This window comes from Streptomyces sp. NPDC029956 (assembly GCF_055574655.1).
This window is the reverse complement of sequence record NZ_JBVHZJ010000021.1, coordinates 54,097-78,306: the sequence shown is the minus strand read 5'-3', so window position 1 is coordinate 78,306 and position 24,210 is coordinate 54,097. Positions and strand designations below refer to the sequence as shown.

The following is a 24,210-nucleotide window of genomic DNA, read 5'->3' as shown; positions in this document are numbered from 1 at the left end:
GACGGCCCTTCGACCGGCTTGCGGGGGGGGATCAGCCCTTGGCGGCGGACCCGGCGCCGTTGTCGGCCCCGTGCTCCACGTCCCCGTCGGAGGTCCCGGCGTCCTTCCCGGTGTCCGGGAGGCCGTCCGTTACGGCGTCCTCGGCGGCATCCGCGGCGTCGGCGGGCTCCGCGTCGTCGCCGTCGGCAGCCTTCGCGTCCGCCTTGCCGGCGGCCGCCTTCGCGGCCTTCGGCTCGACGATCTCCTCGCGGCCCGGGCGGATCCGCGCCGAGATCACCATGTAGACCACCGCGAGCACGAAGACGACGATCGCCGTCCACACGTTCAGCCGCAGGCCGAGCACGTGGTGTGCCTCGTCGACGCGCATGTACTCGATCCAGGCCCGGCCCGCGCAGTACGCGGCGACGTACAGCGCGAAGGCGCGTCCGTGGCCGAGCTTGAAGCGGCGGTCGGCCCAGATGACCAGGACCGCGACACCGATGCACCAGAGCGACTCGTACAGGAAGGTCGGGTGGTACAGCCCGGCCTCGCGGTTCGCGCTCTCGGTGATCTTCAGGGCCCAGGGCAGATCGGTCGGCTTGCCGTACAGCTCCTGGTTGAACCAGTTGCCCCAGCGGCCGATGGCCTGGGCGAACGCGATTCCGGGGGCGATGGCGTCGGCGTACGCCGGGAGCGGGACGCCCCGCCGGCGGCAGCCGATCCAGGCACCCACCGCGCCGAGCGCGATGGCGCCCCAGATACCGAGGCCGCCCTCCCAGATCTTGAAGGCGTCGACCCAGTTCTCACCCTCGCTGAAGTACAGCTGGTAGTCGGTGATCACGTGGTAGAGGCGTCCGCCGACGAGGCCGAAGGGCACCGCCCAGACGGCGATGTCGGCCACGGTGCCGGCGGTGCCGCCCCGGGCGATCCAGCGCTTGTTGCCGTACCAGACGGCGACGAAGACACCGATGATGATGCAGAAGGCATAGCCGCGCAGCGGGATCGGTCCGAGGTTGATCACGCCGGTCGACGGGCTGGGAATGTAGGCAAGGTCCATGGCAGGACCGACGCTACCCTGCCGGGCGGGCGGGACGGCAGCCCGCCCGGCAACGTATGGGTAACTAACCCGGGCCGGAGGCGGCGGCTCAGCCCGCCGAGGGAGAGCCCGGGGAGGCCGCCGGGGCGGTCGTCGGAGCCGCCGTGCCGGGCTTCTTGCCCTTGTTGGCCTCGGCGACCCACTTCTTCAGGTTGTCCGGGGAGATCTGCTCGTTCCCCTTCTGCGGGAAGATCGATTCGCCGTTGAGCAGGACGGACGGCGTGCCGCGGAAGCCGCCGTTCTGGAAGGCCTCGTTCGACTTGACCACCCAGCTGTCGTGCGTGCCGTCGTTCACACAGCTGCGGAAGGCGGGCGTGTCGAGCCCCGGCACCTTCGCCGCCAGCTCGATCAGCTTGGCGTTGTCGCCGAAGGTGTCGTCCGTCTCCGGCGGCTGGTTGATGTAGAGCGTGTCGTGGTACGCGGTGAACTTCCCCGCGTCCTGGGCGCACGCGGCGGCGTTCGCCGCGCGCAGGGAGCCGCTGCCGCCCATGTTCCCGTCGATGAGGGTGGCGAGGTGGTACTCGGTCCTGAGCGCGCCCGCGGCCTCCAGCTCGTGGATGGTGTCCCGGAACGCGTTCTCGAACTGGGCGCACGCCGGGCACCGGAAGTCCTCCCAGATCGCCAGCGTCGACGGCGCGTCCGACGCCCCGGCGGGAATCGCGGGCTTGCCGTCCTCCTCGGTCGCTCCCGTGGGCGCGACGACCGGGCCCGCCTTGTCGGATCCGCTGTCCTTGTCGCCGCCCGCGGCGATCACGCCGACGACCGCGGCCAGTCCGAGGACGCCGACCACCGCCGCCGACACGATCAGGATCCGCCGCTGCTTCTCGCGGGCCTTCTCGCGCTCGCGCTGCTGCTGGAGACGCTCCCGCGCACTCCGATTACCGTCACCACTGTTCTTCTGGCTCACGCCTCGGAAACGAACCGGGGAGGCACGTGCATGCCTCCCCGGTCGCAGATCCACCCGGATGGGTTACGAAACGCGCCGGACGCCCTCGGCGAGTTCGGCCGCCAGTTCCCTTACGGCGGCGAGTCCCGCGGCCTCGTCGCCGTCGGCGTCGAGGATCCGCTTCACGAACGCGGAGCCGACGATGACGCCGTCGGCGAAGACCGCGACCTCCTTGGCCTGGGTGGCGTTGGAGACGCCCAGACCGACGCAGACGGGGAGCCCGCGGTGGGCAGGAGAGGTCGCCCGGGTACGGCGGACCAGGTCGGCGGCCTCCTGGCCGACCGACTCGCGGGTGCCGGTGACCCCCATGAGGGAGGCCGCGTAGACGAAGCCGGAGCCGGCCGACGTGATGGTGGCGAGGCGCTCGTCCTTGCTGCTGGGCGCGACGACGAAGACGGTGGCGAGACCGTGCTTGTCGGCGTGCTCGCGCCAGACCGAGGACTCCTGGACCGGCAGGTCGGGCAGGATGCAGCCCGCGCCGCCGGCCGCGGCGAGCTCCTCGGTGAAGCGCTCGATGCCGTAGCGGTCGATCGGGTTCCAGTACGTCATGACGAGGACCGGCTTCCCGGTGGCCTCGTGGGCCTCGCGGACCGTCCGCATGACGTCGGCGATCTTGACGCCGCCGCGCAGGGCGATGTCGTCGGCGGTCTGGATGACCGGCCCGTCGAGCACCGGGTCACTGTGCGGAAGGCCGACCTCGACCACGTCCGCGCCGCCGTCGAAGACGGCCTTGATCGCCGCGATGCCGCCGTCGACGGTCGGGAAGCCCGCCGGGAGGTACGCGATGAGCGCGGCCCGGTTGTCCGCCTTCGCCTTGGCGAGGGTGTCGCTGAGCAGCTGGATGTTGCCGGTCGTCACTTGGAATCCTCCCCGTCGTACAGGCCGAAGTAGCGGGCGGCCGTGTCCATGTCCTTGTCGCCGCGCCCGGAGAGGTTCACGAGGAGCAGGGCGTCCTTGCCGAGCTCCTTGCCGACCTCCAGGGCCCCTGCGAGAGCGTGCGCCGACTCGATGGCCGGGATGATCCCCTCGGTACGGGAGAGCAGCCGCAGCGCCTGCATGGCGGCGTCGTCGGTGACGGCCCGGTACTCGCCGCGCCCGCTGTCCTTCAGGTACGCGTGCTCCGGGCCGATGCCCGGGTAGTCGAGGCCCGCCGAGATCGAGTAGGGCTCGGTGATCTGGCCCTCCTCGTCCTGGAGGACGTACGACCGCGAACCGTGCAGGATGCCGGGCTCGCCGGCGGTGAGGGTGGCCGCGTGCTCGCCGGTCTCGACGCCGTGGCCGGCCGGCTCGCAGCCGATCAGGCGGACGTCCGCGTCGGGGACGAAGGCGTGGAAGAGGCCGATGGCGTTGGAGCCGCCGCCGACGCAGGCGATCGCCGCGTCGGGGAGGCGGCCGGCGCGCTCCAGGATCTGGCGGCGGGCCTCGACGCCGATGACGCGGTGGAAGTCGCGGACCATGGCGGGGAAGGGGTGCGGACCGGCCACGGTGCCGAACAGGTAGTGCGTCCGGTCCACGTTGGCGACCCAGTCGCGGAACGCCTCGTTGATGGCGTCCTTCAGGGTACGGCTGCCGGACTTCACGGCCACGACCTCGGCGCCGAGCATCCGCATCCGGGCCACGTTGAGGGCCTGGCGCTGGGTGTCGACCTCGCCCATGTAGATGGTGCAGTCGAGGCCGAAGAGGGCGCAGGCGGTGGCGGTGGCCACGCCGTGCTGACCGGCGCCGGTCTCGGCGATGACACGGGTCTTGCCCATGCGCTTGGTGAGCAGGGCCTGACCGAGCACGTTGTTGATCTTGTGCGAACCGGTGTGGTTCAGGTCCTCGCGCTTGAGGAAGATCCGGGCGCCGCCGGCGTGCTCGGCGAACCGGGGCACCTCGGTGAGGGCGCTCGGACGGCCCGTGTAGTCGACCATCAGGGCGTTGAGCTCGCGGGCGAACTCCGGGTCGGCCTTGGCCTTGTCGTACTCGACGGCGACCTCGTCGACGGCGGCGACGAGGGCCTCGGGGATGAACTTGCCGCCGTAGGCGCCGAAGTAGCCCTCGGGGGTGGGGACCTGACCCTCCGGGTCTGGAATGAAGAACTCGCTGGACATGCGGATGCTCCTCGCGGGGCGTGGCGCCCCGTGTCTTTACGTGCGGTCGATGGTCACGGTATGCGCACGACCCCTCACATCCGCCGACGCCATGGCGGGCTGCGCCGCCCCTCGTTGTGGGCGTCTGTTCCTCCCCCGAGAACTCGTCCGGGGGAGACCCCCGAGCGGGACGACTGCCCACACGGGGGTGGGCAGGGAGGGCAGCGGTGCGGCGCCCACGCGGCGGTGGGCTGCGGTACCCGGCAACGACGGAGCGACGGCTCGGCGCCCGTGAGGGGCGCCGAAGGCCAGGGCTCGGTCGCTGGGCGGCTGCGTCAGTTCGTGGAGGTGCGCGCGAGGCGCGGGCGCCATCGCATGCCGTTGACCTGGCCGGGCTCGTCCCCGATGACGTACCGCACCCGGCGACCGTGGACACGGCGGGCGGGCGCTCGGCAGCCACGCGGACGGCAGCCCCTGGCCAGCGGGGCGTGCGGCGCGGGTACGGGCGCGGCTGCGATGCGCAGCCGGCCGCCGGGCACGCCGACGGCCCCCCGGGCGGTGCCCGGACGGGTCGGCATGGCGCGGCGGCGGGTCATGACGCGGTCAGCTCCGGCCGTGCCGCAGTGCCGGGTGGGCGCCGGCGGCGACCAGGTCGGCGACGGCGGCCTTCGGGTCGCGGCCGGTGACGAGGGACTCGCCGACCAGGACCGCGTCGGCGCCGGCGTTGGCGTAGGCGATGAGGTCGTGCGGGCCGCGGACGCCGGACTCGGCGATCTTGACGATGTGCGCGGGGATCTCGGGGGCGACGCGCTCGAAGGTGGAGCGGTCGACCTTGAGGGTCTTCAGGTTGCGCGCGTTGACGCCGATGATGCGGGCGCCCGCCTCGACGGCACGCTCGACCTCGTCCTCGTCGTGGACCTCGACGAGCGGGGTGAGTCCGATGGACTCGGCGCGCTCGATGAGGGAGACGAGGGCCTCCTGCTCCAGGGCGGCGACGATGAGGAGCGCGAGATCCGCTCCGTACGCCCGTGCTTCCCAGAGCTGGTACGCGGTGACGATGAAGTCCTTGCGCAGGACCGGGATGTCGACCTTGGCCCGCACGGCCTCCAGGTCCGCGAGCGAGCCGCCGAAGCGGCGCTGCTCGGTGAGGACGGAGATGACGGCCGCGCCGCCCGCCTCGTAGTCCGCGGCGAGTCCGGCCGGGTCGGCGATCGCGGCGAGCGCGCCCTTGGACGGGCTGGAGCGCTTGACCTCGCAGATCACCTTGACGCCGTCGCCGCGCAGTGCGGCGACGCCGTCCTTGGCCTGCGGCGCCTTGGCGGCGCGCTCCTTGAGCTCGTCGAGGGTGACCCGCGCCTGCCGCTCTGCGAGGTCGGCGCGTACGCCTTCGATGATCTCGTCGAGCACACTCACGCGAGGGGCCCCCTTCCGGGACGGTGATGGTGATGATGAACCAGGTTCAGCCACATCGATCCTATCCGCAGGACGGCCCCGGACTCGCATCGGCCGGAGTCGCGTCCCACCTGCTGGGACTCCCGGAGGGGTCCCCGCGGTGCCGTGCGGGGCCCTCAGGGGGCCAGCGCGGAGCCGAGGGGAAGGTTCCGGACCAGGGTGAAGAGGGCGAGGACGGCCCCGATCCCCCACCAGAGGACCGGGGAGACCGCGAGGCGCATGGGCGCCCCGCGGACGGCACGAATCAGCCAGACGGCGATGAGGACGCCGAAGAGTCCGTAGCCGATGACGGCGAGGGCGTTGGCACCGAGGGCGGCCGGGAGGTCGCCGTGGACGAAGGCGTGGGCGCTGCGGAGCCCGCCGCAGCCGGGGCAGTAGATGCCGGTGAAGCGGAGCAGGGGGCAGACGGGGTAGTGCCCGGGTTCGTTGGGGTCGACGGTCCCGACGTACGCGAAGGCGGCCGCCACCCCGGCGAGTGTGGCGACGGGCGCGAGCAGCCGCCGCGCGAGCGGCCGGGCCGGTGGCGGTGGCGTCATGGGACCGCCGGGGCCCCAGGGGCCCGGCGGCGTCACGTGCCCCTCACCCGGCCAGGTGTGCGCCTGCGGAGGTGTCACGGCCCCGGCCCCCGGCCACGCGTGCGCGTGGCCCTGCGGCAGCGTGACGGGGACGTCCCCCGGCGTCGCGGGGGCGTCCCCCGGCGTGACAGGGACCTCCCCCGGCGCCGCGGAGGCCTGCCCACATGCCGCGGAGGCATCCTCGCGGGCCGGCTCGGCCGGTGGCACAGGTTCACCCGGTCGGGTGCTGGATGCGTCGGTCACGGCTCCGGCCGTCGGCTGCGGGTCCACCCGGTGATTCTCGCCCCGGACGCGCGAGAGCGCAGCCCGGCACGGCCGGACTGCGCTCTCGGATGCTTCGTGTCGCGTCAGGAACGGGCCTGCGCGGTCGCGACCTCGCGGGCGGCGGCGACGGCCGCCGACTCCTTCGGCATGCCGAGGCCCGCGGCCTTCATCGCACCGCCGACGATGCCGCCGAGCACGATGACACCCATGCCGGCCCAGAAACCGGGCACGTTGGCGGCCACCATGAAGACTCCGGCGATGCAGAAGCCGATGAAGGCGATGATGACACCGGTCCAGGCGGCCGGGGTGTGTCCGTGGGCGCTGCCCGCCATGAGTTGCTCCTCGTTGCAGTTGCTCGATGGTGAGGTCACGCGTGCGCGGACTCTCGGCGCTCATTGTCCCGCACGTGGGCGCGCGAGGGTGAATCGGGGGTACCGGGACGATCACGCGTCGCGGTCGGCGGCTTCGTGGGGTCCGCCGGTCCGCCCCGTCAGGCCCCGTGCGTGGGGTCCTCGCCGCGGTCCAGGGCCTTCCACAGGTCCTCGGGCCGGTCCGGGTCGGCCGTGGGGCTCTTGCGTGCGGCCCGGGGGGTGCCGGAGCGCTCGTAGCGGCCGCCCATCGCGGGCCAGCTCTTGCCGAAGCGCAGCGCGAAGAGGCCGGCGATCAGGATGAGCACGGCGCCCGCGGCGGTCACGTACGGCCAGACGGTGTGGCTCAGGCCGGCCACGGCGGCGGCGGTGTCTCCGCTGATGCGGGCGGCCTCGGCGTCCAGGGCGGCACGGTCGGAGGCACCGAGGACCGCGGCGAGCGCGGCGCCCGCGCCGCTGAGCGCGAGGAGCGCCGAGACGAGGGTGCGGCCGGTGCGGCGGACGGCGAAGACGGCGAAGAGCGCGGCGAGGCCGACGATCGCGAGGGCGGTCGGCACACCGGTGACGGTGCCGCCGTCGGCCTCGACGGGGACGCTGCCGCCGCCGACGGACGCGGTGCCCTCCGCCCAGATCTGACCCGCGGAGAGCAGGACGACGGTGGCGCCGAGGGCACCGAGGAGGAGGGCCGCGGCCAGGCTGCGGCGGCCGCCGGTGGGGACGGCCGCGCGGGCGGCCCGGGGCTGGGGTACGGGTACGGCACTCACGTACCCCACTATCCCCTACGTGGTCAGGCGCCGTTCATCCGGTTGGCCGTGTGGACGGCGCGAAGGACGGCCGCGGCCTTGTTCCGGCACTCGTTGTCCTCGGCGACGGGATCGGAGTCGGCGACGACACCCGCTCCGGCCTGCACATACGCGGTTCCGTCACGGAGCAGGGCGGTGCGGATGGCGATGGCCGTGTCCGCGTCGCCGGCGAAATCGAGATAACCGACACATCCGCCGTACAGGCCGCGCCGGGAGGGTTCGAGCTCCTCGATGATCTGCATCGCGCGGGGCTTGGGCGCGCCGGAGAGCGTGCCGGCCGGGAAGCAGGCGGTGAGGACGTCGAAGGCGGTCCTGCCCTCGGCGACCTCGCCGGTCACGGTGGAGACGATGTGCATGACGTGCGAGTAGCGCTCGACGGACATGAAGTCGACGACCTCGACCGAGCCGGGCGCGCAGACGCGGCCGAGGTCGTTGCGGCCGAGGTCGACCAGCATGAGGTGCTCGGCGCGCTCCTTGGGGTCGGCGAGCAGTTCCTCGGCGAGGTCGTGGTCCTCCTGCGGGGTGGCGCCGCGGTGCCGGGTGCCGGCGATGGGGTGGAGCAGCGCGTGGCCGTCCTCGACCTTGACGAGGGCCTCGGGGCTGGATCCGACGACGTCGAAGCCGTTCTCGAAGCGGAAGAGGTACATGTACGGGGACGGGTTGGTGGCCCGCAGGACCCGGTAGACGTCGAGCGCGGAGGCGGTGCACGGGGTCTCGAAGCGCTGCGAGGGCACGACCTGGAAGGCCTCGCCGGCCCGGATGCGCTCCTTGATGTCCTCGACGGCGTCCTGGTAGGCCCGGCCGCCCCAGAGGGCGGAGAACTCCGGGAGCGCGGAGGCGGGCAGGGCGGTGGGGGCGGTGGCGACCGGGCGGGCCAGGTCGGCCTCCATGGCGTCGAGACGGGCGACGGCGTGCGCGTACGCCTCCTCTACACCGGTCTCCAGGTCGTTGTGGTTGATCGCGTTGGCGATCAGCAGGACCGAGCCGTCCCAGTGGTCGAGGACCGCGAGGTCGCTGGTGAGGAGCATGGTCAGCTCGGGGAGCCGGAGGTCGTCGCGGGTGGAGTCGCCGATCTTCTCCAGGCGGCGGACGATGTCGTAGCCGAGGTAGCCGACCATGCCGCCGGTGAAGGGCGGCATGCCCGAGGCCAGGTCGCGGGGGGTGTGGAGGGTCTCGACGGTGGCGCGCAGGGCCTGCAGCGGGTCGCCGTCGGTGGGGACGCCGACGGGCGGGGTGCCCAGCCAGTGGGCCTCGCCGTCCCGCACCGTCAGGGTCGCGTCGCTGCGGACGCCGATGAAGGAGTACCGGGACCAGGAGCGGCCGTTCTCCGCGGATTCGAGGAGGAAGGTGCCGGGCCGTTCGGCGGCGAGCTTGCGGTAGAGCCCGACCGGGGTGTCGCCGTCCGCGAGCAGCCGGCGGCTGACGGGGATGACGCGGCGGTCGGCCGCCAGCTTGCGGAAGGTGTCGAGATCCATGGCGCCAGACCCTACTCGGATACGGGGTCCGCGTCGGACCCGGATACGGGGAGCACATCGACGTCGAAGCAGGTCCGGGCGCCGGTGTGGCAGGCGGCGCCGACCTGGTCGACGGTGACGAGGACGGTGTCGGCGTCGCAGTCGAGGGCGACGGACCTGACGTGCTGGACGTGGCCGGAGGTGTCGCCCTTGACCCAGTACTCCTGGCGGCTGCGGGACCAGTAGGTGCAGCGGCCGGTGGTGAGGGTGCGGTGGAGGGCCTCGTCGTCCATCCAGCCGAGCATCAGCACCTCGCCGGTGTCGTACTGCTGGGCGATGGCGGGGACGAGCCCGTCGGCGCCGCGCTTGAGGCGCGCGGCGATGGCCGGGTCGAGGTCGCTGGGGGTCCGGGGCGTGCTGCTCATGGCGCCATTGTGCCGCGCCGCGGGGTGGTGTCCGGCGGGGCGTCCACTGGGCGGACCGGTGCGACCCGCCGTACGCTGGCGGTCATGTCGACCCATGCCAAACGTGAACGGCTTCTGCTCGCCGACCTGTTGGAGGCGGCGGGCCCCGAAGCGCCGACGCTCTGCGAGGGCTGGCGGACCCGGGATCTCGCCGCCCATGTGGTGGTGCGGGAGCGGCGCCCGGACGCGGCGGCCGGTTCGCTCGTACCGGCGCTGAAGGACCGGCAGGAGCGGGTGCAGGCGGAGTTCGCCGACAAGCCGTACGAGGAGCTGATCCAGCTCATCCGATCGGGGCCGCCGCGGTTCTCTCCGTTCACCATCAAGCAGGTGGACGAGGGGGCGAACGTCGTCGAGTTCTACGTCCACGCCGAGGACGTGCGCCGCGCCCAGCCCGACTGGTCGGCGCGGGAGCTCGACCCGGTCTTCGCCGACGCCCTCTGGTCCCGCCTGGAGCGCGGCGCCCGTCTGCTGGGCCGGAAGGTCCCGGTGGGCCTGGTGCTGCGCCGCCCGAACGGCCAGACGGCGGTGGCGCACCGGGGCACTCCGGTGGTGACGGTCTCCGGGGAGCCGGGCGAGCTGACGATGTACCTGTTCGGCCGCCAGGACTCGGCCAAGGTGGCGCTGGACGGGGAGCCGGAGGCGATCGAGCGGCTGCGGGAGACGAAGCAGCTGGGCCTCTGAGCGGTCAGCGGGGCAGTTCGACCCGCCGGACGGCGGCGACCGCGAGGGTGCAGAGGCCCGCGAGGGCGCAGACCGCCGCGCTCGCGACGTAGACCGTTTCGAGGCCCCACAGCTGGATCGCCGCGCCCGTGAGCGGGAAGCTGAGCGGCGCGAGGCCGAGGCTCATGAGGCCGGCGACCGCGGTGACGCGGCCGAGGTAGGCGGGGTCGCACTCGGTCTGGATGAGGGCGTTGCACAGCGCGCCGGAGAGTCCGGCGAGCAGGCCGACGGCGAGGGCGACGGCGACCGCGACGGGGAGGTGCGTCGTGAAGGCGAGGTGGTAGACGCTGTCGCCGAGGGTGGAGGCGGTGTAGGCGCCGAGCCAGCGCAGGACCTGGGGGTCGCGGTGGGCGGGGCGGGCGGCTGCGGGCGTGGCGGTGGTCGTGGCCATCGGGTCACGCCCTGAACGGGAAGCCGTGGAGGTGGATGGCGACGTGCTCGCGTCCGTCGGTGTCGCCGGCCTCGACGGCTGCCCGGGCCCGCCGGTCGTACTTCTCCACGACCGCGTCCAGTTCCCTGCCGAGGGCGGCGAGTTCGGCGGCGGTCAGGTGCGGAAGCCACTCGGAGCTGACGGAGGCGGAGCGCCATTCGTCCGACCAGCTGAGGCGCTCGTCGAGGAAGCGGCGGTGGAGGTCGACGCGCTGTCCGTTGATCGTGCGGCCGAGGGCGTCGCTCGCGGCGACGAGTTCGGGACTGTTGCGGACGTCTTCGTCGTGGATGCTGACGCCGTACGAGCTCGGCCGCCACCACCTCTCCCGGCCGTCCGTCGACTGGGTCTCGGCTTCCTCGATGAGACCGTGCTCGGCGAGTTTGCGCAGGTGGTAGCTGACCAGTGAGACCGCTTCGTCGACCTGGTCGGCGAGGTGGGACGCGGTGGCGGTACGGGCCACGAAGAGGGCGCGGTAGAGGCGCATCCGCAGCGGGTGCGAGATGGCTTTCAGGGTGCCGAGATCGGTGATCCGGCGGTTCTCCGGCGAGGTCATGTCCATGACTCTAGATACGAAAGGAAACTTGCACAACAGGAATTGCGCAACTGATCCTGCGCATCCGGCCAAAGAGGAAGGGCCCCCGCGGGGGCCCTTCACCAAGCGGAACGACGGGTCAGCGGACCGGGTGGCCCGAAGCCCGCAGCTCGTCCTTGACCTGCGAGATCCGCAGATCACCGAAGTGGAAGACAGAGGCCGCGAGCACCGCGTCCGCTCCCGCCGCCACCGCCGGCGGGAAGTCGGCGAGCTTGCCCGCTCCCCCGCTCGCGATCACCGGCACGGTCACATGCTTGCGGACGGCCGCGATCATCTCCGTGTCGTAGCCGTCCTTGGTGCCGTCCGCGTCCATCGAGTTGAGCAGGATCTCGCCCGCGCCCAGCTCTGCGGCCCGGTGCGCCCACTCGACGGCGTCGATGCCGGTGCCCTTGCGGCCGCCGTGCGTCGTGACCTCGAAGGAGCCCGAGGCCGTCCGCCGGGCGTCGACCGACAGGACGAGCACCTGGCGGCCGAAGCGCTCCGCGATCTCCTGGATCAGCTCGGGGCGTGCGATGGCGGCGGTGTTGACGCCCACCTTGTCGGCGCCGGCCCGCAGCAGCTTGTCGACGTCGTCGGCCGCGCGGACCCCGCCGCCGACCGTGAGCGGGATGAAGACCTGCTCGGCGGTGCGGCGCACCACGTCGTAGGTGGTCTCCCGGTTGCCCGAGGAGGCGGTGATGTCGAGGAAGGTCAGCTCGTCGGCGCCCTCGGCGTCGTACAGCTTGGCCATCTCGACGGGGTCGCCCGCGTCCCGCAGGTTCTGGAAGTTCACGCCCTTGACGACCCGGCCGTTGTCCACGTCCAGGCAGGGGATCACGCGTACGGCGAGGCTCATGCCGCACCGCCCCGCTGCGTCTCCGGACGGAACGCCTCGACCTCGACCTCGACGACCAGGCTGGGGTCGACGAAGCCGGAGACGATGATCATCGAAGCCGCCGGGCGGACGGCGTCGAACAGCTTCTTGTGGGCGCGGCCGACCTCGTCCACGTCCCGGGCGTGGGTGATGTACATCCGGGTGCGGACGACGTCCTCCGGGCCCAGACCGAGCTTCTCCAGAGCGGCGAAGGCCACGTTGAAGGAGTTCACCGTCTGGTCGTACGGGCCTCCGCCGGCGATCTGGCCGCCGACCACCGACGTACAGCCGGCGACGAGGACCAGGCCGTTCGGCAGCTCCACCGCGCGGGAGTAGCCGAACTGCTCCTCCCAGGGGGCTCCGGTGACGACCTTCTTCACGCCGTCGGTCATACGGAAGCCACCGCCTCCAGCGCCTCTTCGAGGGTGAACGCCTTGGCGTACAGCGCCTTGCCGACGATCGCGCCCTCGACGCCGAGCGGCACCAGGCCGGACAGGGCCCGCAGGTCGTCCAGGGACGACACGCCGCCGGAGGCGACGACGGGCTTGTCGGTGGCCGCGCAGACGTTCTTCAGGAGCTCCAGGTTGGGGCCCTGGAGGGTGCCGTCCTTGGCGATGTCGGTGACGACGTAGCGGGAGCAGCCCTCGGAGTCGAGGCGGGCGAGCGTCTCGTAGAGGTCGCCGCCGTCGCGGGTCCAGCCGCGGCCGCGCAGGGTCGTGCCGCGGACGTCGAGGCCGACGGCGATCTTGTCGCCGTGCTCGGCGATGACCTTGGCGACCCACTCGGGGGTCTCCAGGGCGGCGGTGCCGAGGTTGACGCGGGTGCAGCCGGTGGCGAGGGCGGCGGCGAGCGAGGCGTCGTCGCGGATGCCGCCGGAGAGCTCGACCTTGATGTCCATGGCCTGGGCGACCTCGGCGATCAGCTGCCGGTTGTCACCGGTGCCGAAGGCGGCGTCGAGGTCGACGAGGTGCAGCCACTCGGCACCGGAGCTCTGCCAGGCGAGGGCCGCTTCGAGCGGGGAGCCGTAGCCGGTCTCGGTGCCGGACTCGCCGTGCACGAGGCGGACGGCCTGGCCGTCGCGGACGTCGACGGCGGGGAGGAGTTCAAGCTTCTGAGCCATGATCAGAGGGTCTCGATCCAGTTGGTGAGGAGCTGGGCTCCGGCGTCGCCGGACTTCTCGGGGTGGAACTGGGTGGCCCACAGGGCGCCGTTCTCGACGGCCGCGACGAAGGGCTCGCCGTGGGTGGCCCAGGTGACCTTGGGGGCGCGGATGTTCTTGTTGCCGACCTCGAGGGTCCACTCGCGCACCGCGTAGGAGTGCACGAAGTAGAACCGGGCGTCGGCGTCGAGGCCCGCGAACATCTCGGTGTCCTGCGGCGCATCGACCGTGTTCCAGCCCATGTGGGGGACGACGGGGGCGTTCAACGCCTCGACCGTACCGGGCCACTCGTCGAGGCCCTCGCTCTCCACGCCGTGCTCGGAGCCGTGGGCGAAGAGGATCTGCATGCCGACGCAGATGCCCATGACCGGGCGGCCGCCGGAGAGCCGGCGGCCGATGATCCAGTCGCCGCGCGCGTCCTTCAGCCCCTGCATGCAGGCGGAGAAGGCGCCGACGCCGGGGACGAGGAGTCCGTCGGCGTTCATCGCGGTGTCGTAGTCGCGGGTGATCTCGACGTCGGCGCCGACCCGGGCGAGGGCGCGCTCGGCGGAGCGCACGTTGCCGAAGCCGTAGTCGAAGACGACGACCTTCCTGGGGGTGCTCGCGGTCATGCCCACACGTCCAGCCGCAGCACACCGGCGACGAGACACATCGCGGCGCCGAAGGCGACGAGCGCGATGAGGCCCTTGGGCATCTGCTGCTTGACGAAGGAGTAGATGCCGCCGAGCAGGAAGAGCCCGACGACGATGAGGATGGTGGAGAGGCCGTTCACGGTCAGAGCGCGCCCTTCGTGGAGGGGAGGATTCCGGCGGCGCGCGGGTCGCGCTCGGAGGCGTAGCGGAGGGCGCGGGCGAACGCCTTGAACTGGCACTCCACGATGTGGTGGGCGTTGCGCCCGTACGGCACGTGGATGTGCAGCGCGATCTGGGCCTGGGCGACGAAGGACTCGAAGATGTGCCGGGTCATCGTCGTGTCGTACGAGCCGATCATCGGCGCCATGTTCTCGGGCTCGGTGTGCACGAGGTACGGGCGGCCGGAGAGGTCGACGGTCACCTGGGCGAGCGACTCGTCCAGCGGGACGGTGCAGTTGCCGAAGCGGTAGATGCCGACCTTGTCGCCAAGGGCCTGCTTGAAGGCCGCGCCGAGGGCGAGGGCGGTGTCCTCGATGGTGTGGTGCGAGTCGATGTGCAGGTCGCCGTCGGTCTTGACGGTGAGGTCGAACAGACCGTGCCGGCCGAGCTGGTCGAGCATGTGGTCGTAGAACCCGACCCCGGTCGACACGTCGACCTTTCCGGTGCCGTCGAGGTCGATCTCGACGACGACGGAGGTCTCCTTGGTGGTGCGCTCTACGCGGCCTACGCGGCTCATCGCTCCTGCTCCTTCATCAATTCACGAACCGCGTCGAGGAACGCGTCGTTCTCTTCGGGGGTGCCGGCGGTGACCCGCAGCCAACCCGGTACGCCGTTGTCCCGGACCAGGACGCCCCGGTCGAGGATCCGCTGCCAGGCCGCGTGCGTGTCGGGGAACTTCCCGAACTGCACGAAGTTGGCGTCCGACTCGGTGACCTCGTAGCCGATCCCGCGCAGCTCGGTGACGAGCCGGTCGCGCTCGGCCTTGAGCTGCTCGACGTACCCGAGGAGGGTGTCGGTGTGCTCCAGGGCGGCCAGCGCGGTCGCCTGGGTGACGGCGGAGAGGTGGTACGGCAGCCGGACCAGCTGGACGGCGTCGACCACGGCCGGGTGGGCGGCGAGGTAGCCGAGCCGTAGTCCGGCGGCGCCGAAGGCCTTCGACATGGTCCGGGAGACCACCAGGTTCGGGCGGCCCTCGATGAGGGGCAGCAGCGACTCGCGGTGGCTGAACTCCACGTACGCCTCGTCCACGACGACCATCGAGGGCTTGGCCGCCTGGGCCGCCTCGTACAGCGCGACGACGGTGTCGGCCGCGACGGCGGTGCCGGTGGGGTTGTTGGGCGAGGTGATGAACACGACGTCGGGCCGGTTCTCCGAGATCGCCGCGACGGCCGCCGCCACGTCGATGGTGAAGTCCTCGTTGCGCGGGCCGGAGATCCAGCCGGTGCCGGTGCCGCGGGCGATCAGGGCGTGCATCGAGTACGAGGGCTCGAAGCCGATCGCGGTGCGGCCCGGACCGCCGAAGGTCTGCAGCAGCTGCTGGAGGACCTCGTTGGACCCGTTGGCCGCCCAGACGTTCTCTGCGGCGACGGGGTGCCCGCCGGTCCGGGTGAGGTAGCGGGCGAGCTCGGTGCGGAGCTCGACCGCGTCCCGGTCGGGGTAGCGGTTGAGGTGACGGGCGGCCTCGGCGACGCGCTCCGCGATGCGGGCGACGAGCGGTTCGGGCAGCGGGTACGGGTTCTCGTTGGTGTTCAGCTGGACGGGGACGTCGAGCTGCGGCGCGCCGTAGGGGGACTTGCCCTTCAGCTCGTCGCGGACGGGGAGCTCGTCCCAGGGGGATCGGTCGCTGATTCCGGTCACTTGGTCTCCGGCACCTTCCATCCGAACCGTGCCTTGATCGCCGCGCCGTGGGCGGGGAGGTCCTCCGCCTCGGCGAGGGTCACCACGTGGTGGGCGACGTCGGCGAGCGCGTCGCGCGTGTAGTCCACGATGTGCACCCCGCGCAGGAAGGACTGCACGGAGAGGCCCGAGGAGTGGCAGGCGCAGCCGCCGGTGGGCAGGACGTGGTTGGAGCCCGCGCAGTAGTCGCCGAGGGAGACCGGCGCCCAGGGGCCGACGAAGATCGCGCCGGCGTTGCGGACGCGGTCGGCGACCGCCGCGGCGTCGCGGGTCTGGATCTCCAGGTGCTCGGCGCCGTACGCGTCGACGACCTTGAGGCCGTCGGCCAGGTCCCGGACGAGGACGATCGCGGACTGGCGACCCGCCAGGGCCGGGACGATCCGGTCGTCGACGTGCTTGGAGGCGGCGACCTGGGTCTTCAGCTCGGCCTCGGTGGCGGCGGCCAGCTCTTCCGAGTCGGTGACGAGGACGGAGGCGGCCATCGGGTCGTGCTCGGCCTGGCTGACGAGGTCGGCGGCGACGTGTACGGGGTCGGCGGTGGAGTCCGCGAGGATCGCGATCTCCGTGGGCCCGGCCTCGGCGTCGATGCCGATCCGGCCCTTGAGGAGGCGCTTGGCGGCCGCCACGTAGATGTTGCCGGGGCCGGTGACCAGGTTGACGGGGGCGCAGCCGGACTCGCCCTCGGCGCTGTCGGCGCCGCGGAGGGTTCCGTACGCGAACATGGCGATGGCCTGGGCGCCGCCGGCGGCGTACACCTCGTCGACGCCGAGCAGGGCGCAGGCGGCGAGGATCGTCGGGTGCGGAAGCCCGCCGAAGTCCTTCTGCGGGGGCGAGGCGACGGCCAGGCCCTCGACGCCGGCCTCCTGGGCCGGGACGACGTTCATCACGACGGAGGACGGGTAGACGGCGCGGCCGCCCGGCACGTACAGACCGACGCGCTCGACCGGGATCCACTTCTCGGTGACCGTGCCGCCGGGGACGACCTGGGTGGTGTGGGTGGTGCGCCGCTGCTCGCGGTGGACCATGCGGGCGCGCCGGATGGACTCCTCGAGGGCGGCGCGGACGGCCGGATCAAGCTCGTCGAGGGCGCGGTCGATCGCCTCGGCGGGGACGCGCAGGCTCGGGACGCGGACGCCGTCGAATTTCTCCCCGTAGTCGATCACCGCGGCCGCGCCATGATGCCTGACGTCCTCGCAGATCGGCCGCACCGTCTCCAGGGCGGCTTCCACGTCGAACTCGGCACGGGGCAGCAGGTCGCGCAGGGCGGAACCCTCGGGGAGGGCCTCGCCGCGCAGATCGATTCGAGAGATCACGGGTCAATTCTCGCAGACGGCCCACAGCGCCGGTCGCCCGTATCAATGGCTGATACGGGCCACACTGGCGTCTAGTCGCCACTCCTGACCGTTAGCGTTCAGCCCGTCACTCAGCGGGAAGAACGGCTGTACGAATCCACGGGGCCCCGGAGACCGATCGAAACCCGGGATCGCGGAATCGTGCGAGCGGATCGTGGAAAGCGAGGGGGGCGGCGGTGACCGAGCCGCACGAGGACGGGATGCCGGACGGTCTCACAGGCCCGGAGCGGGCCGTGTGGCGGGCGTTCGTCATCGGCAGGACGTGCGATCTGACGGAGGGGATCGCGGAGCGGGACGACCCCTTCGGGGGACGGGACTGGGGGGAGGAGCGGAGCGTCCGCGCCGATGTGGTGGCGCTGCTGCTGCTCGCCGGGCCGCCGGCCCGGTCCGGGCGGGTGGCCGCGCTGAAGCTGCGGGGCGTGCGGATCACCGGCGTGCTGAACCTGGCGGGCGGGACGATAGGACCGTACGTGGAACTGCACGGTTGCCGGTTCGACGGTGAGGTGGTGCTGCCGGAGGCCCGGTTCGGCACGCTGCGGATGGTCGAGTGCGCGCTGCCGCGCCTGGAGGCGGCCCGGCTGCACACCGAGGGGGACCTGCATCTGCCGCGCTGCCGGGTGCGGTGGGGCATCCGGCTCACCGACGCGCAGATCGGCACGGACCTGCTCGTCAACCAGATCCAGGTGTGGCCCGACCGGCGCGGCCGGGCCATCACCGCGGACGGGATGGTGGTCGCCCAGGACCTCCAGGCCGAGCTGATCGAGACGCACGGGGAGCTGAGCCTGCGCGGGGCGAAGATCGGCGTGTCGCTCAGTCTGCGGGGCAGCGTGCTGCGCGGCGCGCAGGGCCGCCGCGCGCTCAACGCACCTCAGCTGACGGTGGAGCGCTCGCTCTATCTGAACGCGGCCTGGGTGTACGAGGAGTCGGGCACCGCGGGACGGGCGGGGCAGAGCACGGCCACCCCGCCGTACGGGGTGACGCCCGCCCAGGGCGCCCGCCGCAAGCCGGTCGAGTTCCACGGCGGGGTGCGGCTCGACGACGGCCGCTTCGGTGACGCGGTGGACCTGCACCACGCCCGGTTCCTGCTGAGCGGGGCGCGCCGGGAGGAGGTCTCGCTGCGCCGGATCGTCACCCCGGAGCTCCGGTTCAACGGCGAGCGACCGGAGGAGGGCCGCGTCGTCCTCAACGGCGCGAAGGTCGTCACCCTGATCGACCTGTCGACCAGCTGGCCGGGGCCCGGCGGGCTCGCGATGGGCGGCTTCGCCTACGAGAACCTCGTGCCGTACGGACACTTCCCGCTGGCCCGCCGGCTGGAGTGGGTGGCTGCGGCGACCCCGGAGTACGCCCCCGAGCCGTACGAACGCCTGGCGACGGTCCTGCGCAGCAGCGGGGAGGACGCCGACGCCCGCGAGGTGCTGCTGGCCAAGCAGCGGCGCAGACGCGAGACGCTGCCGGTGGCGGGGAAGCTCTGGGGCCATCTCCAGGACTGGACCGTGGCCTACGGCTACCGGCCCGGCCGGGCGGCGCTGTGGATGGCGGTCCTGTGGGCGGCGGGCACGGTGGCCTTCTCCCACTACCGTCCGATACCGCTGAAGGCGGAGGAGGCCCCCGAGTGGAACGGCCCTCTGTACGCCCTCGACCTGCTGATCCCGGTGATCAATCTCGGCCAGGACGGCTACTGGCGCCTCGAGGGGATATGGCAGTGGGCGGCGGCGGTGCTGATCCTGCTGGGCTGGATCCTGGCGACGACGGTGGCGGCCGGGGCGACCCGGCTGCTCAGCAGGGGGTGAGGGCGCTCGGCACGGTGGAGCAGCGCCTGGCCGGCCGGACAGAGCAGCAGGTGAGGCGGCTGCTCGGCAGGAGGGTGGGTCGGCTGCTCGGCAGGGGGGTGGGTCGGCTGCTCGGCAGGGGGTGAGGCGGCGCGGCGGCCTCTCCGCCGCGCCGGACATGCGGAGACGGCGTGACCTCCGTGCGCCCGTGAGGCGGAGCGGTGGCGGAGGATCGGTGTACGCGGCGCGCGGTGGCGAAGGTTTGGTGAGCGGGCCGTGAGACCGGCTGCCCCGGAGGCGGGGGTCGGGAGAGAATACGTCCCACCATGTCCTTGCTTCGTGCCCTGATGGGCGCCGTCCGTTCGGCTCGGCACACCCCGCGGCTCGCCGCCGGGTTCGTGCCGGACGACGACGTGCTGCTCGACGCCCCGGACGAGCGGCTCGCCCCGGCCCTGGTCGCCGCCGCCCTGGCCGACCCCGAGCCCGCGGCGAAGCTGCTCGCCACCACCAGGGACGCCGGCGAGTGGGAGGACCGCGACCGCTACGTCACCCGGCTCGCCACGTTCGCGTACCGCAGGGACGACTGGCTGACCCACTGGCTCTCCACCGCGCCCCGCGATCCCGACGCCCTGCTCGTCACCGCGCAGCTCGCCGTCCGCCGGGCCTGGGAGTCGCCCGCGCGGGCCGAGCGGCTGCGCGAGCTCACACCGCTGATCAAGGCGATGGCCGAGGAGGCGCCGCACGACCCGGTGCCGTGGCGGCTCGCCCTGGACCACGCGCGCGGGGCGCACGCCGGGCCCGCCGTCTTCGAGTCGCTCTGGGAGCAGGCGGTGCGCCGCTCCCCGCACCACTACGGCTGCCATGTCGCGGCGCTCAAGTACCTGTCGGCGCAGTGGTACGGCTCGCACCGGGCCGCCTTCGACTTCGCCGAGCAGGCGGCCGACGACGCAGCCCCGGACTCGCTCGTACGGGCGCTGCCGGTCCGCGCCGCCTACGACCGGCTCCGGGTGGCGCAGGACCGGGACCCGTCCGTGCCGGAGGCGCGGATCGACCGGGCGGCGGACCGGGCCCTGACCCTGTCGGCGGTCTTCCCGGCGGGCGACCCGTGGCCCGCCGAGGTCCGCAACCTGCTGGCGTACGTGCTGGTGGAGCGGGCGCGGTGGGAGGAGGCGCGGGCGGAGTTCGGCCGGATCGGGGTCCACGCGACCTCGTTCCCGTGGGGAGCCGCGCGGGGTGCCGTACCGGAGGATCCGCTGCGCCGGTTCCTCGCCGCGCGGGACACGGTCAGGACCGACCCGGCCCGCCGTACCCCTCTCTGGGACGCCGGAGGGGGACGGGCCGGACGGGGCGGGCCCGGCGGCCATTAGGCTGACCGCTGTGACCACCGCTCGCCTGCCTCTCTTCCCGCTCAACGCGGTGCTGTTCCCGGGCCTCGTGCTGCCGCTGAACGTCTTCGAGGAGCGTTATCGCGCCATGATGCGCGAGCTGCTCACGATCGACGACTCGGAGCCGCGCCGCTTCGCCGTCGTCGCCATCCGCGACGGCCGCGAGGTCGCCCCGACGGCCCCGGGCATGCCGGACCAGACGGCGCTGCCGGAGAAGGGCCCGGCCGCGGGCTTCGGCTCCGACCCCATCCAGTCCTTCCACCGGGTCGGCTGCGTCGCCGACGCGGTGCAGATCCGGGAGCGCGCCGACGGAAGCTTCGAGGTGACGGCCACCGGCACGACCCGGGTGAAGCTGCTGTCCGTCGACGCGAGCGGGCCGTTCCTGGTCGCCGAGGTCGAGGAGATCCCGGAGGAGCAGGGCGAGGAGGCAGGCAGCCTCGCCGAGGGGGTGCTGCGGGCCTTCCGCAGCTACCAGAAGCGGCTGGCCGGGGCGCGCGAGCGTTCGCTGACCACGAGCGAGCTGCCGGACGACCCCTCGGTGGTGTCGTACCTGGTCGCGGCGGCGGCGGTGCTCGACACGCCGTCGAAGCAGCGGCTGCTCCAGGCCCCGGACACGGCGACCCGGCTGCGCGAGGAGCTGACGCTGCTGCGTGCGGAGACGGCGGTCCTCCGGCATCTGCCGTCGCTGCCGGTGGTGGACCTGACACAGGCCCCGACGTATCCGAACTGAGGAAGAGCGCACGCGTGGCGAAGAAGCAGAAGAAGAACAGCGGCGGCACCCCGGCGACAGTGGCCCTGACGGCGGCCGGCACCCCGTTCACCCTGCACGCGTACGAGCACGACCCGGCCTCCCCCTCGTACGGCGAGGAGGCGGCCGAAGCCCTCGGGGTCTCCCCGGACCGGGTCTTCAAGACACTGGTGGCGGACGTCGACGGCGAGCTGACGGTCGCGGTGGTCCCGGTCGCGGGGCAGCTCGACCTCAAGGCCCTGGCCTCGGCGGTCGGCGGCAAGCGCGCGGCGATGGCGGACCCGGCGGCGGCCGAGCGCACCACGGGCTACGTACGGGGCGGCATCTCTCCGCTGGGCCAGCGCAAGAGGCTCCGTACGGTGCTCGACGCCTCGGCCTCGGAGCACGCGTCCATCTGCATCTCGGCGGGCCGGCGCGGCCTGGAGGTGGAGCTCTCCCCCACGGATCTGGCCGCCCTCACGGCGGCGGTCGTGGCCCCGATCGGCCGCGCCTGACGATCCGGACGCGTCTGAGCGTCGGCGTCGCCTGACGATCCGGCCGTGTCGTGGAGGCGGCGCGACCGCCGTGGGAACCGGGGCCGTGAGCTGCCCCGGACCGCTAGGGGAGCGGGGCGTTCAGCTGCGGCCCGGCCCCTGGCTGTACGCCTTCGGCTGGTCCCACGGTTCGGGTTCCGGGTCGCGCGGGCCGAAGAGGGCCGTGAGCGCCAGGTGCACGATCATCGCGGCGAGCGGCCAGGCCAGCATCGCGGCGGCCCCCAGGTTCAGTTCGAGCGGCGCCTCGAAGGCGACGTTGGGGCCGACCGCCTTGGCGTGGGCGACGACATCGCTCGTCGGGCCGAAGTACGTCCCGAGGCCCCAGGCGAGCAGCGAGCCCAGGCCGCCGCCGAGCGCGAGACCGAGCACCAGCGGAACCCCGCCCTTGCGGCGCGCGAGGAAGACGACGAGCGCGGCGACCGCGCCGAAGGCCAGCGCGAGCAGGACAAACGTTCCGTCCGAGCCGATGGCCGCCTCCCCCTCCGAGTTGCGGAGGTACACGCCCTTGCCGTCCGAGATGAGCAGGATGCGCGGGGCCAGGTTCAGCCACAGCACTCCGAGCACCGCTCCGGCGAGCGCCGAGACGAGGGTCACCAGAACGCCCTGAAGGACCTCGCGCGCCGTGATCGGGTCCCCGGCCGGGCCGAGCATCGGCGGGGGCGGCGGGGGCCAGTCGGGGTCGTGCGGCGATGGCTGGTGAGGCGGAGTCAGAGGTGCGGTCACCCCGCCATCGTGCCAGGTGTGTCCGTGGCCCGCCTCAGCGGACGGCGGCCCGCCGGTACGCCCAGGTGGCGAGGGCCAGGGAGACGACGCCGACCACCCCGCACACGGCGAGGTCGAAGCCGACGGCCGCCCAGTCGGGACGGCTGTCGAAGGTGCGGGCCAGGGCCTCCACTCCGTACGTCGACGGCAGCAGGTCGCGGGCCCAGCCGATGGGCCCGGGCAGCCGCTCCGCCGGGAGCACGCCGAGGAGCAGTGCCGCGGACATGCCGAGCTGGCCGAGGAGGGTGGCCAGCTCCTGCCGGGGCGCGAGGAGCCCGAGCGCCGCGCCGAGGCCGGCGAGCGCGGCGCCGGCGAGCGGGACGACGGCGGCGAGGATCCAGAGGTTGCCGAGGGGCAGTCCGAAGAGCACGGAGCCGGCGACCGCGGTGACGGCGGTCCCGGGCACGGTGAAGGAGGCGTACGCGCCAGCGGCGCCGAGCACGACGGCGGCGGGCGGCACGGGCAGGGTGGCGTAGTGGTCGAGGCCGCCGGTGGCCCGCAGCTGGCCGAAGTACTGGGCGAGCAGGTTGAGCGCGACGAAGGCGACGACGAGGACGGTGGAGCCGGCCACGACGGCGCGTGCCTCGGAGCCCCCGTCGACGACCCCGCGCATCAGGACCATGATCCCGATGGACTGGAAGGTGGCGACGAAGAGCAGCGGGATGCGGGCGACCCGGGCGCGGGAGAGCTGCGCGCGGTAGACGGCGGCCAGGGCCGGCAGCAGCCGGGCGCGCGGGGCGAGGGGTGCGGCGCCCTCGTCGTCGGCGGTGGCGCCGGTGCGGACGGCAGGCGCGCCGGTCGGCAGGACCTCTGCGGGCACGGTGCTCACTGCGTACAGCTCCTGGGGGTGACGTGCGGTACGGGCAGTACGTGCGGGAGTCGGCTTCGGCGCCGCGCGGGGCGGGCGTGCGGTACCGGGCGGGTCATGCCTTCACCAGTCCCTCGGTCGCGCCGCCCAGCGCCAGGTACACGTCCTCCAGGCTGGGCGTGGCCAGGGTGAAGTCGTCGAGCGCGGCGAACGCGGCCCCGCCGGTGACGGTGGCGACGGCGGTGCGGGCCGCGTCGGGGGCGAGCCGGAGGATCCAGCGCCGGCCCGTCTGCTGGGCCAGTTCGCGCAGCGCGGCGACCTCGGGCAGGTGGAGCGGGGCGGACTCGCGCCAGACCAGCTCGACCCGGACCTCGCCCGCGACGCGTTCCTTGAGTCCGGCGGGCGTGTCGCAGGCGATGACCCGGCCGTGTTCGAGGACGGCGACCCGGTCGAGGACGGTCTCGGCCTCGATGACGTTGTGGGTGACGAGCAGCACGGTGACGCCGTGCTCGGCGCGCCGCCGGTCGACGGCCGCCCAGACGGCGCGGCGGGCGACGGGGTCCATGCCCGTGGTGGGCTCGTCGAGGACGAGGACGGGGCGTTCGCCGACGAGCGCGGTGGCGAAGCAGGCGAGTCTGCGCTGGCCGCCGGAGAGCTTCTTGAGGGGCCGGGAGGCGAGCCCGCCGAGGCCGAGCTCGTCGAGGACGGCGTCGCGCTCGGCACGCGCGTCGCGGGCGGTGAGGCCGCGCAGCCGTCCGGTGGTCTCGGCGGCGAGGGCGACGGTCAGCTCGTCCAGGGCGGTGGACTCCTGGCCGAGGTACGCGAGGAGGCGGGACGCCCGCTCGGGGTGGCGCACCAGGTCGTGGCCGAGGAGCCGGACGCTGCCGGAGTCGGGGCGCATGAGTCCGGTGAGCTGGCGGACGAGGGTCGACTTGCCCGCGCCGTTGGGGCCGAGCAGCCCGAAGATCTCTCCGCCGCGCACGTCGAGGCTGATCCCGTCGGTGGCCCGCACCTCGGGTGTCGCCGGCGCACCGCGCCCGCCGCGCGTGGCGGGGTACGTCTTGACCAGATCCCGCACCACGCACACCGTACTCACGG

General features: G+C 73.2%; 29 protein-coding genes. 5 read left to right on the top strand and 24 right to left on the bottom strand.

Going from position 1 to position 24,210, the window contains the following annotated elements; translation table 11 throughout:
* Positions 1 to 31 precede the first annotated feature (31 nt).
* From lgt to hisI, 11 genes are all read right to left on the bottom strand, one after another.
* Positions 32 to 1,036 (bottom strand): prolipoprotein diacylglyceryl transferase, encoded by a 1,005-nt coding sequence (gene lgt, locus ACZ4XX_RS18970; RefSeq protein ID WP_468508997.1) that lies wholly within the window; start codon positions 1,034 to 1,036, stop codon positions 32 to 34.
* An 88-nt stretch (positions 1,037 to 1,124) separates the two neighbouring features.
* Positions 1,125 to 1,982, bottom strand: a complete 858-nt coding sequence (locus ACZ4XX_RS18965; RefSeq protein ID WP_468508996.1) for a DsbA family protein — start codon at positions 1,980 to 1,982, stop codon at positions 1,125 to 1,127.
* A 63-nt stretch (positions 1,983 to 2,045) separates the two neighbouring features.
* On the bottom strand, positions 2,046 to 2,879 hold the full coding sequence (gene trpA, locus ACZ4XX_RS18960; RefSeq protein WP_468508995.1) for a tryptophan synthase subunit alpha: 834 nt from the start codon (positions 2,877 to 2,879) through the stop codon (positions 2,046 to 2,048).
* Positions 2,876 to 4,114: a tryptophan synthase subunit beta gene (gene trpB / locus ACZ4XX_RS18955; RefSeq protein ID WP_468508994.1), complete on the bottom strand. Its 1,239-nt coding sequence runs from the start codon at positions 4,112 to 4,114 to the stop codon at positions 2,876 to 2,878. The genes trpA and trpB overlap by 4 nt, the downstream gene beginning before the upstream one ends.
* Before the next feature lie 314 nt (positions 4,115 to 4,428).
* On the bottom strand, positions 4,429 to 4,689 hold the full coding sequence (gene trpM, locus ACZ4XX_RS18950) for a tryptophan biosynthesis modulator TrpM (protein WP_468508993.1): 261 nt from the start codon (positions 4,687 to 4,689) through the stop codon (positions 4,429 to 4,431).
* 7 nt (positions 4,690 to 4,696) lie between these two features.
* Complete coding sequence (gene trpC / locus ACZ4XX_RS18945) at positions 4,697 to 5,506, bottom strand: indole-3-glycerol phosphate synthase TrpC (protein WP_383584462.1); 810 nt, start codon at positions 5,504 to 5,506, stop codon at positions 4,697 to 4,699.
* Positions 5,507 to 5,661: 155 nt separating this feature from the next.
* Positions 5,662 to 6,081, bottom strand: a complete 420-nt coding sequence (locus ACZ4XX_RS18940) for a DUF2752 domain-containing protein (protein ID WP_468508992.1) — start codon at positions 6,079 to 6,081, stop codon at positions 5,662 to 5,664.
* A gap of 386 nt (positions 6,082 to 6,467) precedes the next feature.
* The gene (locus ACZ4XX_RS18935) at positions 6,468 to 6,716 is read right to left on the bottom strand and encodes an HGxxPAAW family protein (RefSeq protein ID WP_468509037.1); all 249 of its coding nucleotides are present in this window, start codon (positions 6,714 to 6,716) and stop codon (positions 6,468 to 6,470) included.
* A gap of 158 nt (positions 6,717 to 6,874) precedes the next feature.
* Positions 6,875 to 7,525, bottom strand: a complete 651-nt coding sequence (locus ACZ4XX_RS18930) for a TIGR02234 family membrane protein (RefSeq protein WP_468508991.1) — start codon at positions 7,523 to 7,525, stop codon at positions 6,875 to 6,877.
* 14 nt (positions 7,526 to 7,539) lie between these two features.
* Positions 7,540 to 9,030, bottom strand: a complete 1,491-nt coding sequence (locus tag ACZ4XX_RS18925; RefSeq protein WP_468508990.1) for an anthranilate synthase component I — start codon at positions 9,028 to 9,030, stop codon at positions 7,540 to 7,542.
* An 11-nt stretch (positions 9,031 to 9,041) separates the two neighbouring features.
* On the bottom strand, positions 9,042 to 9,434 hold the full coding sequence (gene hisI, locus ACZ4XX_RS18920; RefSeq protein ID WP_468508989.1) for a phosphoribosyl-AMP cyclohydrolase: 393 nt from the start codon (positions 9,432 to 9,434) through the stop codon (positions 9,042 to 9,044).
* A gap of 84 nt (positions 9,435 to 9,518) precedes the next feature.
* Here hisI and ACZ4XX_RS18915 point away from each other — a divergent pair, with 84 nt between their 5' ends.
* Entirely contained in the window at positions 9,519 to 10,154 is a 636-nt protein-coding gene (locus tag ACZ4XX_RS18915; RefSeq protein ID WP_468508988.1) for a TIGR03085 family metal-binding protein, read from the top strand.
* A 4-nt stretch (positions 10,155 to 10,158) separates the two neighbouring features.
* Here ACZ4XX_RS18915 and ACZ4XX_RS18910 read toward each other — a convergent pair whose 3' ends face one another.
* The 10 genes from ACZ4XX_RS18910 to hisD form a co-directional block, all read right to left on the bottom strand.
* A complete protein-coding gene (locus tag ACZ4XX_RS18910) occupies positions 10,159 to 10,584 on the bottom strand; it encodes a hypothetical protein (protein ID WP_468508987.1) in 426 nt (141 codons plus the stop codon).
* Positions 10,585 to 10,588: 4 nt separating this feature from the next.
* Entirely contained in the window at positions 10,589 to 11,176 is a 588-nt protein-coding gene (locus ACZ4XX_RS18905; RefSeq protein WP_468508986.1) for an ArsR/SmtB family transcription factor, read from the bottom strand.
* Positions 11,177 to 11,294: 118 nt separating this feature from the next.
* The gene (gene hisF / locus ACZ4XX_RS18900) at positions 11,295 to 12,050 is read right to left on the bottom strand and encodes an imidazole glycerol phosphate synthase subunit HisF (RefSeq protein WP_468508985.1); all 756 of its coding nucleotides are present in this window, start codon (positions 12,048 to 12,050) and stop codon (positions 11,295 to 11,297) included.
* On the bottom strand, positions 12,047 to 12,460 hold the full coding sequence (locus ACZ4XX_RS18895) for a RidA family protein (RefSeq protein ID WP_468508984.1): 414 nt from the start codon (positions 12,458 to 12,460) through the stop codon (positions 12,047 to 12,049). The genes hisF and ACZ4XX_RS18895 overlap by 4 nt, the downstream gene beginning before the upstream one ends.
* Positions 12,457 to 13,188, bottom strand: a complete 732-nt coding sequence (gene priA, locus ACZ4XX_RS18890; protein WP_468508983.1) for a bifunctional 1-(5-phosphoribosyl)-5-((5-phosphoribosylamino)methylideneamino)imidazole-4-carboxamide isomerase/phosphoribosylanthranilate isomerase PriA — start codon at positions 13,186 to 13,188, stop codon at positions 12,457 to 12,459. Before priA ends, ACZ4XX_RS18895 begins: the two co-directional genes overlap by 4 nt.
* 2 nt (positions 13,189 to 13,190) lie before the next feature.
* Positions 13,191 to 13,838: an imidazole glycerol phosphate synthase subunit HisH gene (gene hisH, locus ACZ4XX_RS18885; protein WP_468508982.1), complete on the bottom strand. Its 648-nt coding sequence runs from the start codon at positions 13,836 to 13,838 to the stop codon at positions 13,191 to 13,193.
* On the bottom strand, positions 13,835 to 13,999 hold the full coding sequence (locus ACZ4XX_RS18880) for a hypothetical protein (RefSeq protein WP_187623890.1): 165 nt from the start codon (positions 13,997 to 13,999) through the stop codon (positions 13,835 to 13,837). The genes hisH and ACZ4XX_RS18880 overlap by 4 nt, the downstream gene beginning before the upstream one ends.
* A gap of 2 nt (positions 14,000 to 14,001) precedes the next feature.
* Positions 14,002 to 14,595: an imidazoleglycerol-phosphate dehydratase HisB gene (gene hisB, locus ACZ4XX_RS18875; protein WP_015032911.1), complete on the bottom strand. Its 594-nt coding sequence runs from the start codon at positions 14,593 to 14,595 to the stop codon at positions 14,002 to 14,004.
* Entirely contained in the window at positions 14,592 to 15,707 is a 1,116-nt protein-coding gene (locus ACZ4XX_RS18870) for a histidinol-phosphate transaminase (RefSeq protein WP_468509036.1), read from the bottom strand. Before ACZ4XX_RS18870 ends, hisB begins: the two co-directional genes overlap by 4 nt.
* 5 nt (positions 15,708 to 15,712) lie before the next feature.
* The gene (gene hisD, locus ACZ4XX_RS18865; protein WP_468508981.1) at positions 15,713 to 17,068 is read right to left on the bottom strand and encodes a histidinol dehydrogenase; all 1,356 of its coding nucleotides are present in this window, start codon (positions 17,066 to 17,068) and stop codon (positions 15,713 to 15,715) included.
* Between the two features lie 215 nt (positions 17,069 to 17,283).
* On the opposite strand from hisD, the gene ACZ4XX_RS18860 reads away from it, so the two are divergent.
* The 4 genes from ACZ4XX_RS18860 (at position 17,284) to ybaK (ending at position 21,503) form a co-directional block, all read left to right on the top strand.
* Positions 17,284 to 18,897: an oxidoreductase gene (locus ACZ4XX_RS18860; protein WP_468508980.1), complete on the top strand. Its 1,614-nt coding sequence runs from the start codon at positions 17,284 to 17,286 to the stop codon at positions 18,895 to 18,897.
* 305 nt (positions 18,898 to 19,202) lie between these two features.
* Positions 19,203 to 20,243 carry a hypothetical protein gene (locus ACZ4XX_RS18855; RefSeq protein ID WP_468508979.1) on the top strand — a complete coding sequence of 347 codons (1,041 nt, stop codon included), beginning with the start codon at positions 19,203 to 19,205 and terminating at the stop codon, positions 20,241 to 20,243.
* Between the two features lie 10 nt (positions 20,244 to 20,253).
* Positions 20,254 to 20,991, top strand: a complete 738-nt coding sequence (locus ACZ4XX_RS18850) for an LON peptidase substrate-binding domain-containing protein (protein ID WP_468508978.1) — start codon at positions 20,254 to 20,256, stop codon at positions 20,989 to 20,991.
* A 14-nt stretch (positions 20,992 to 21,005) separates the two neighbouring features.
* Positions 21,006 to 21,503, top strand: coding sequence for a Cys-tRNA(Pro) deacylase (gene ybaK, locus ACZ4XX_RS18845; protein WP_468508977.1), 498 nt, complete (start codon positions 21,006 to 21,008; stop codon positions 21,501 to 21,503).
* Between the two features lie 120 nt (positions 21,504 to 21,623).
* Here ybaK and ACZ4XX_RS18840 read toward each other — a convergent pair whose 3' ends face one another.
* The 3 genes from ACZ4XX_RS18840 to ACZ4XX_RS18830 form a co-directional block, all read right to left on the bottom strand.
* Positions 21,624 to 22,265, bottom strand: a complete 642-nt coding sequence (locus ACZ4XX_RS18840) for a DUF2567 domain-containing protein (protein WP_468508976.1) — start codon at positions 22,263 to 22,265, stop codon at positions 21,624 to 21,626.
* A 34-nt stretch (positions 22,266 to 22,299) separates the two neighbouring features.
* Positions 22,300 to 23,133, bottom strand: coding sequence for an ABC transporter permease (locus tag ACZ4XX_RS18835; RefSeq protein ID WP_468508975.1), 834 nt, complete (start codon positions 23,131 to 23,133; stop codon positions 22,300 to 22,302).
* Between the two features lie 94 nt (positions 23,134 to 23,227).
* Positions 23,228 to 24,208 (bottom strand): ABC transporter ATP-binding protein, encoded by a 981-nt coding sequence (locus tag ACZ4XX_RS18830; RefSeq protein ID WP_468508974.1) that lies wholly within the window; start codon positions 24,206 to 24,208, stop codon positions 23,228 to 23,230.
* Positions 24,209 to 24,210: the final 2 nt, after the last annotated feature.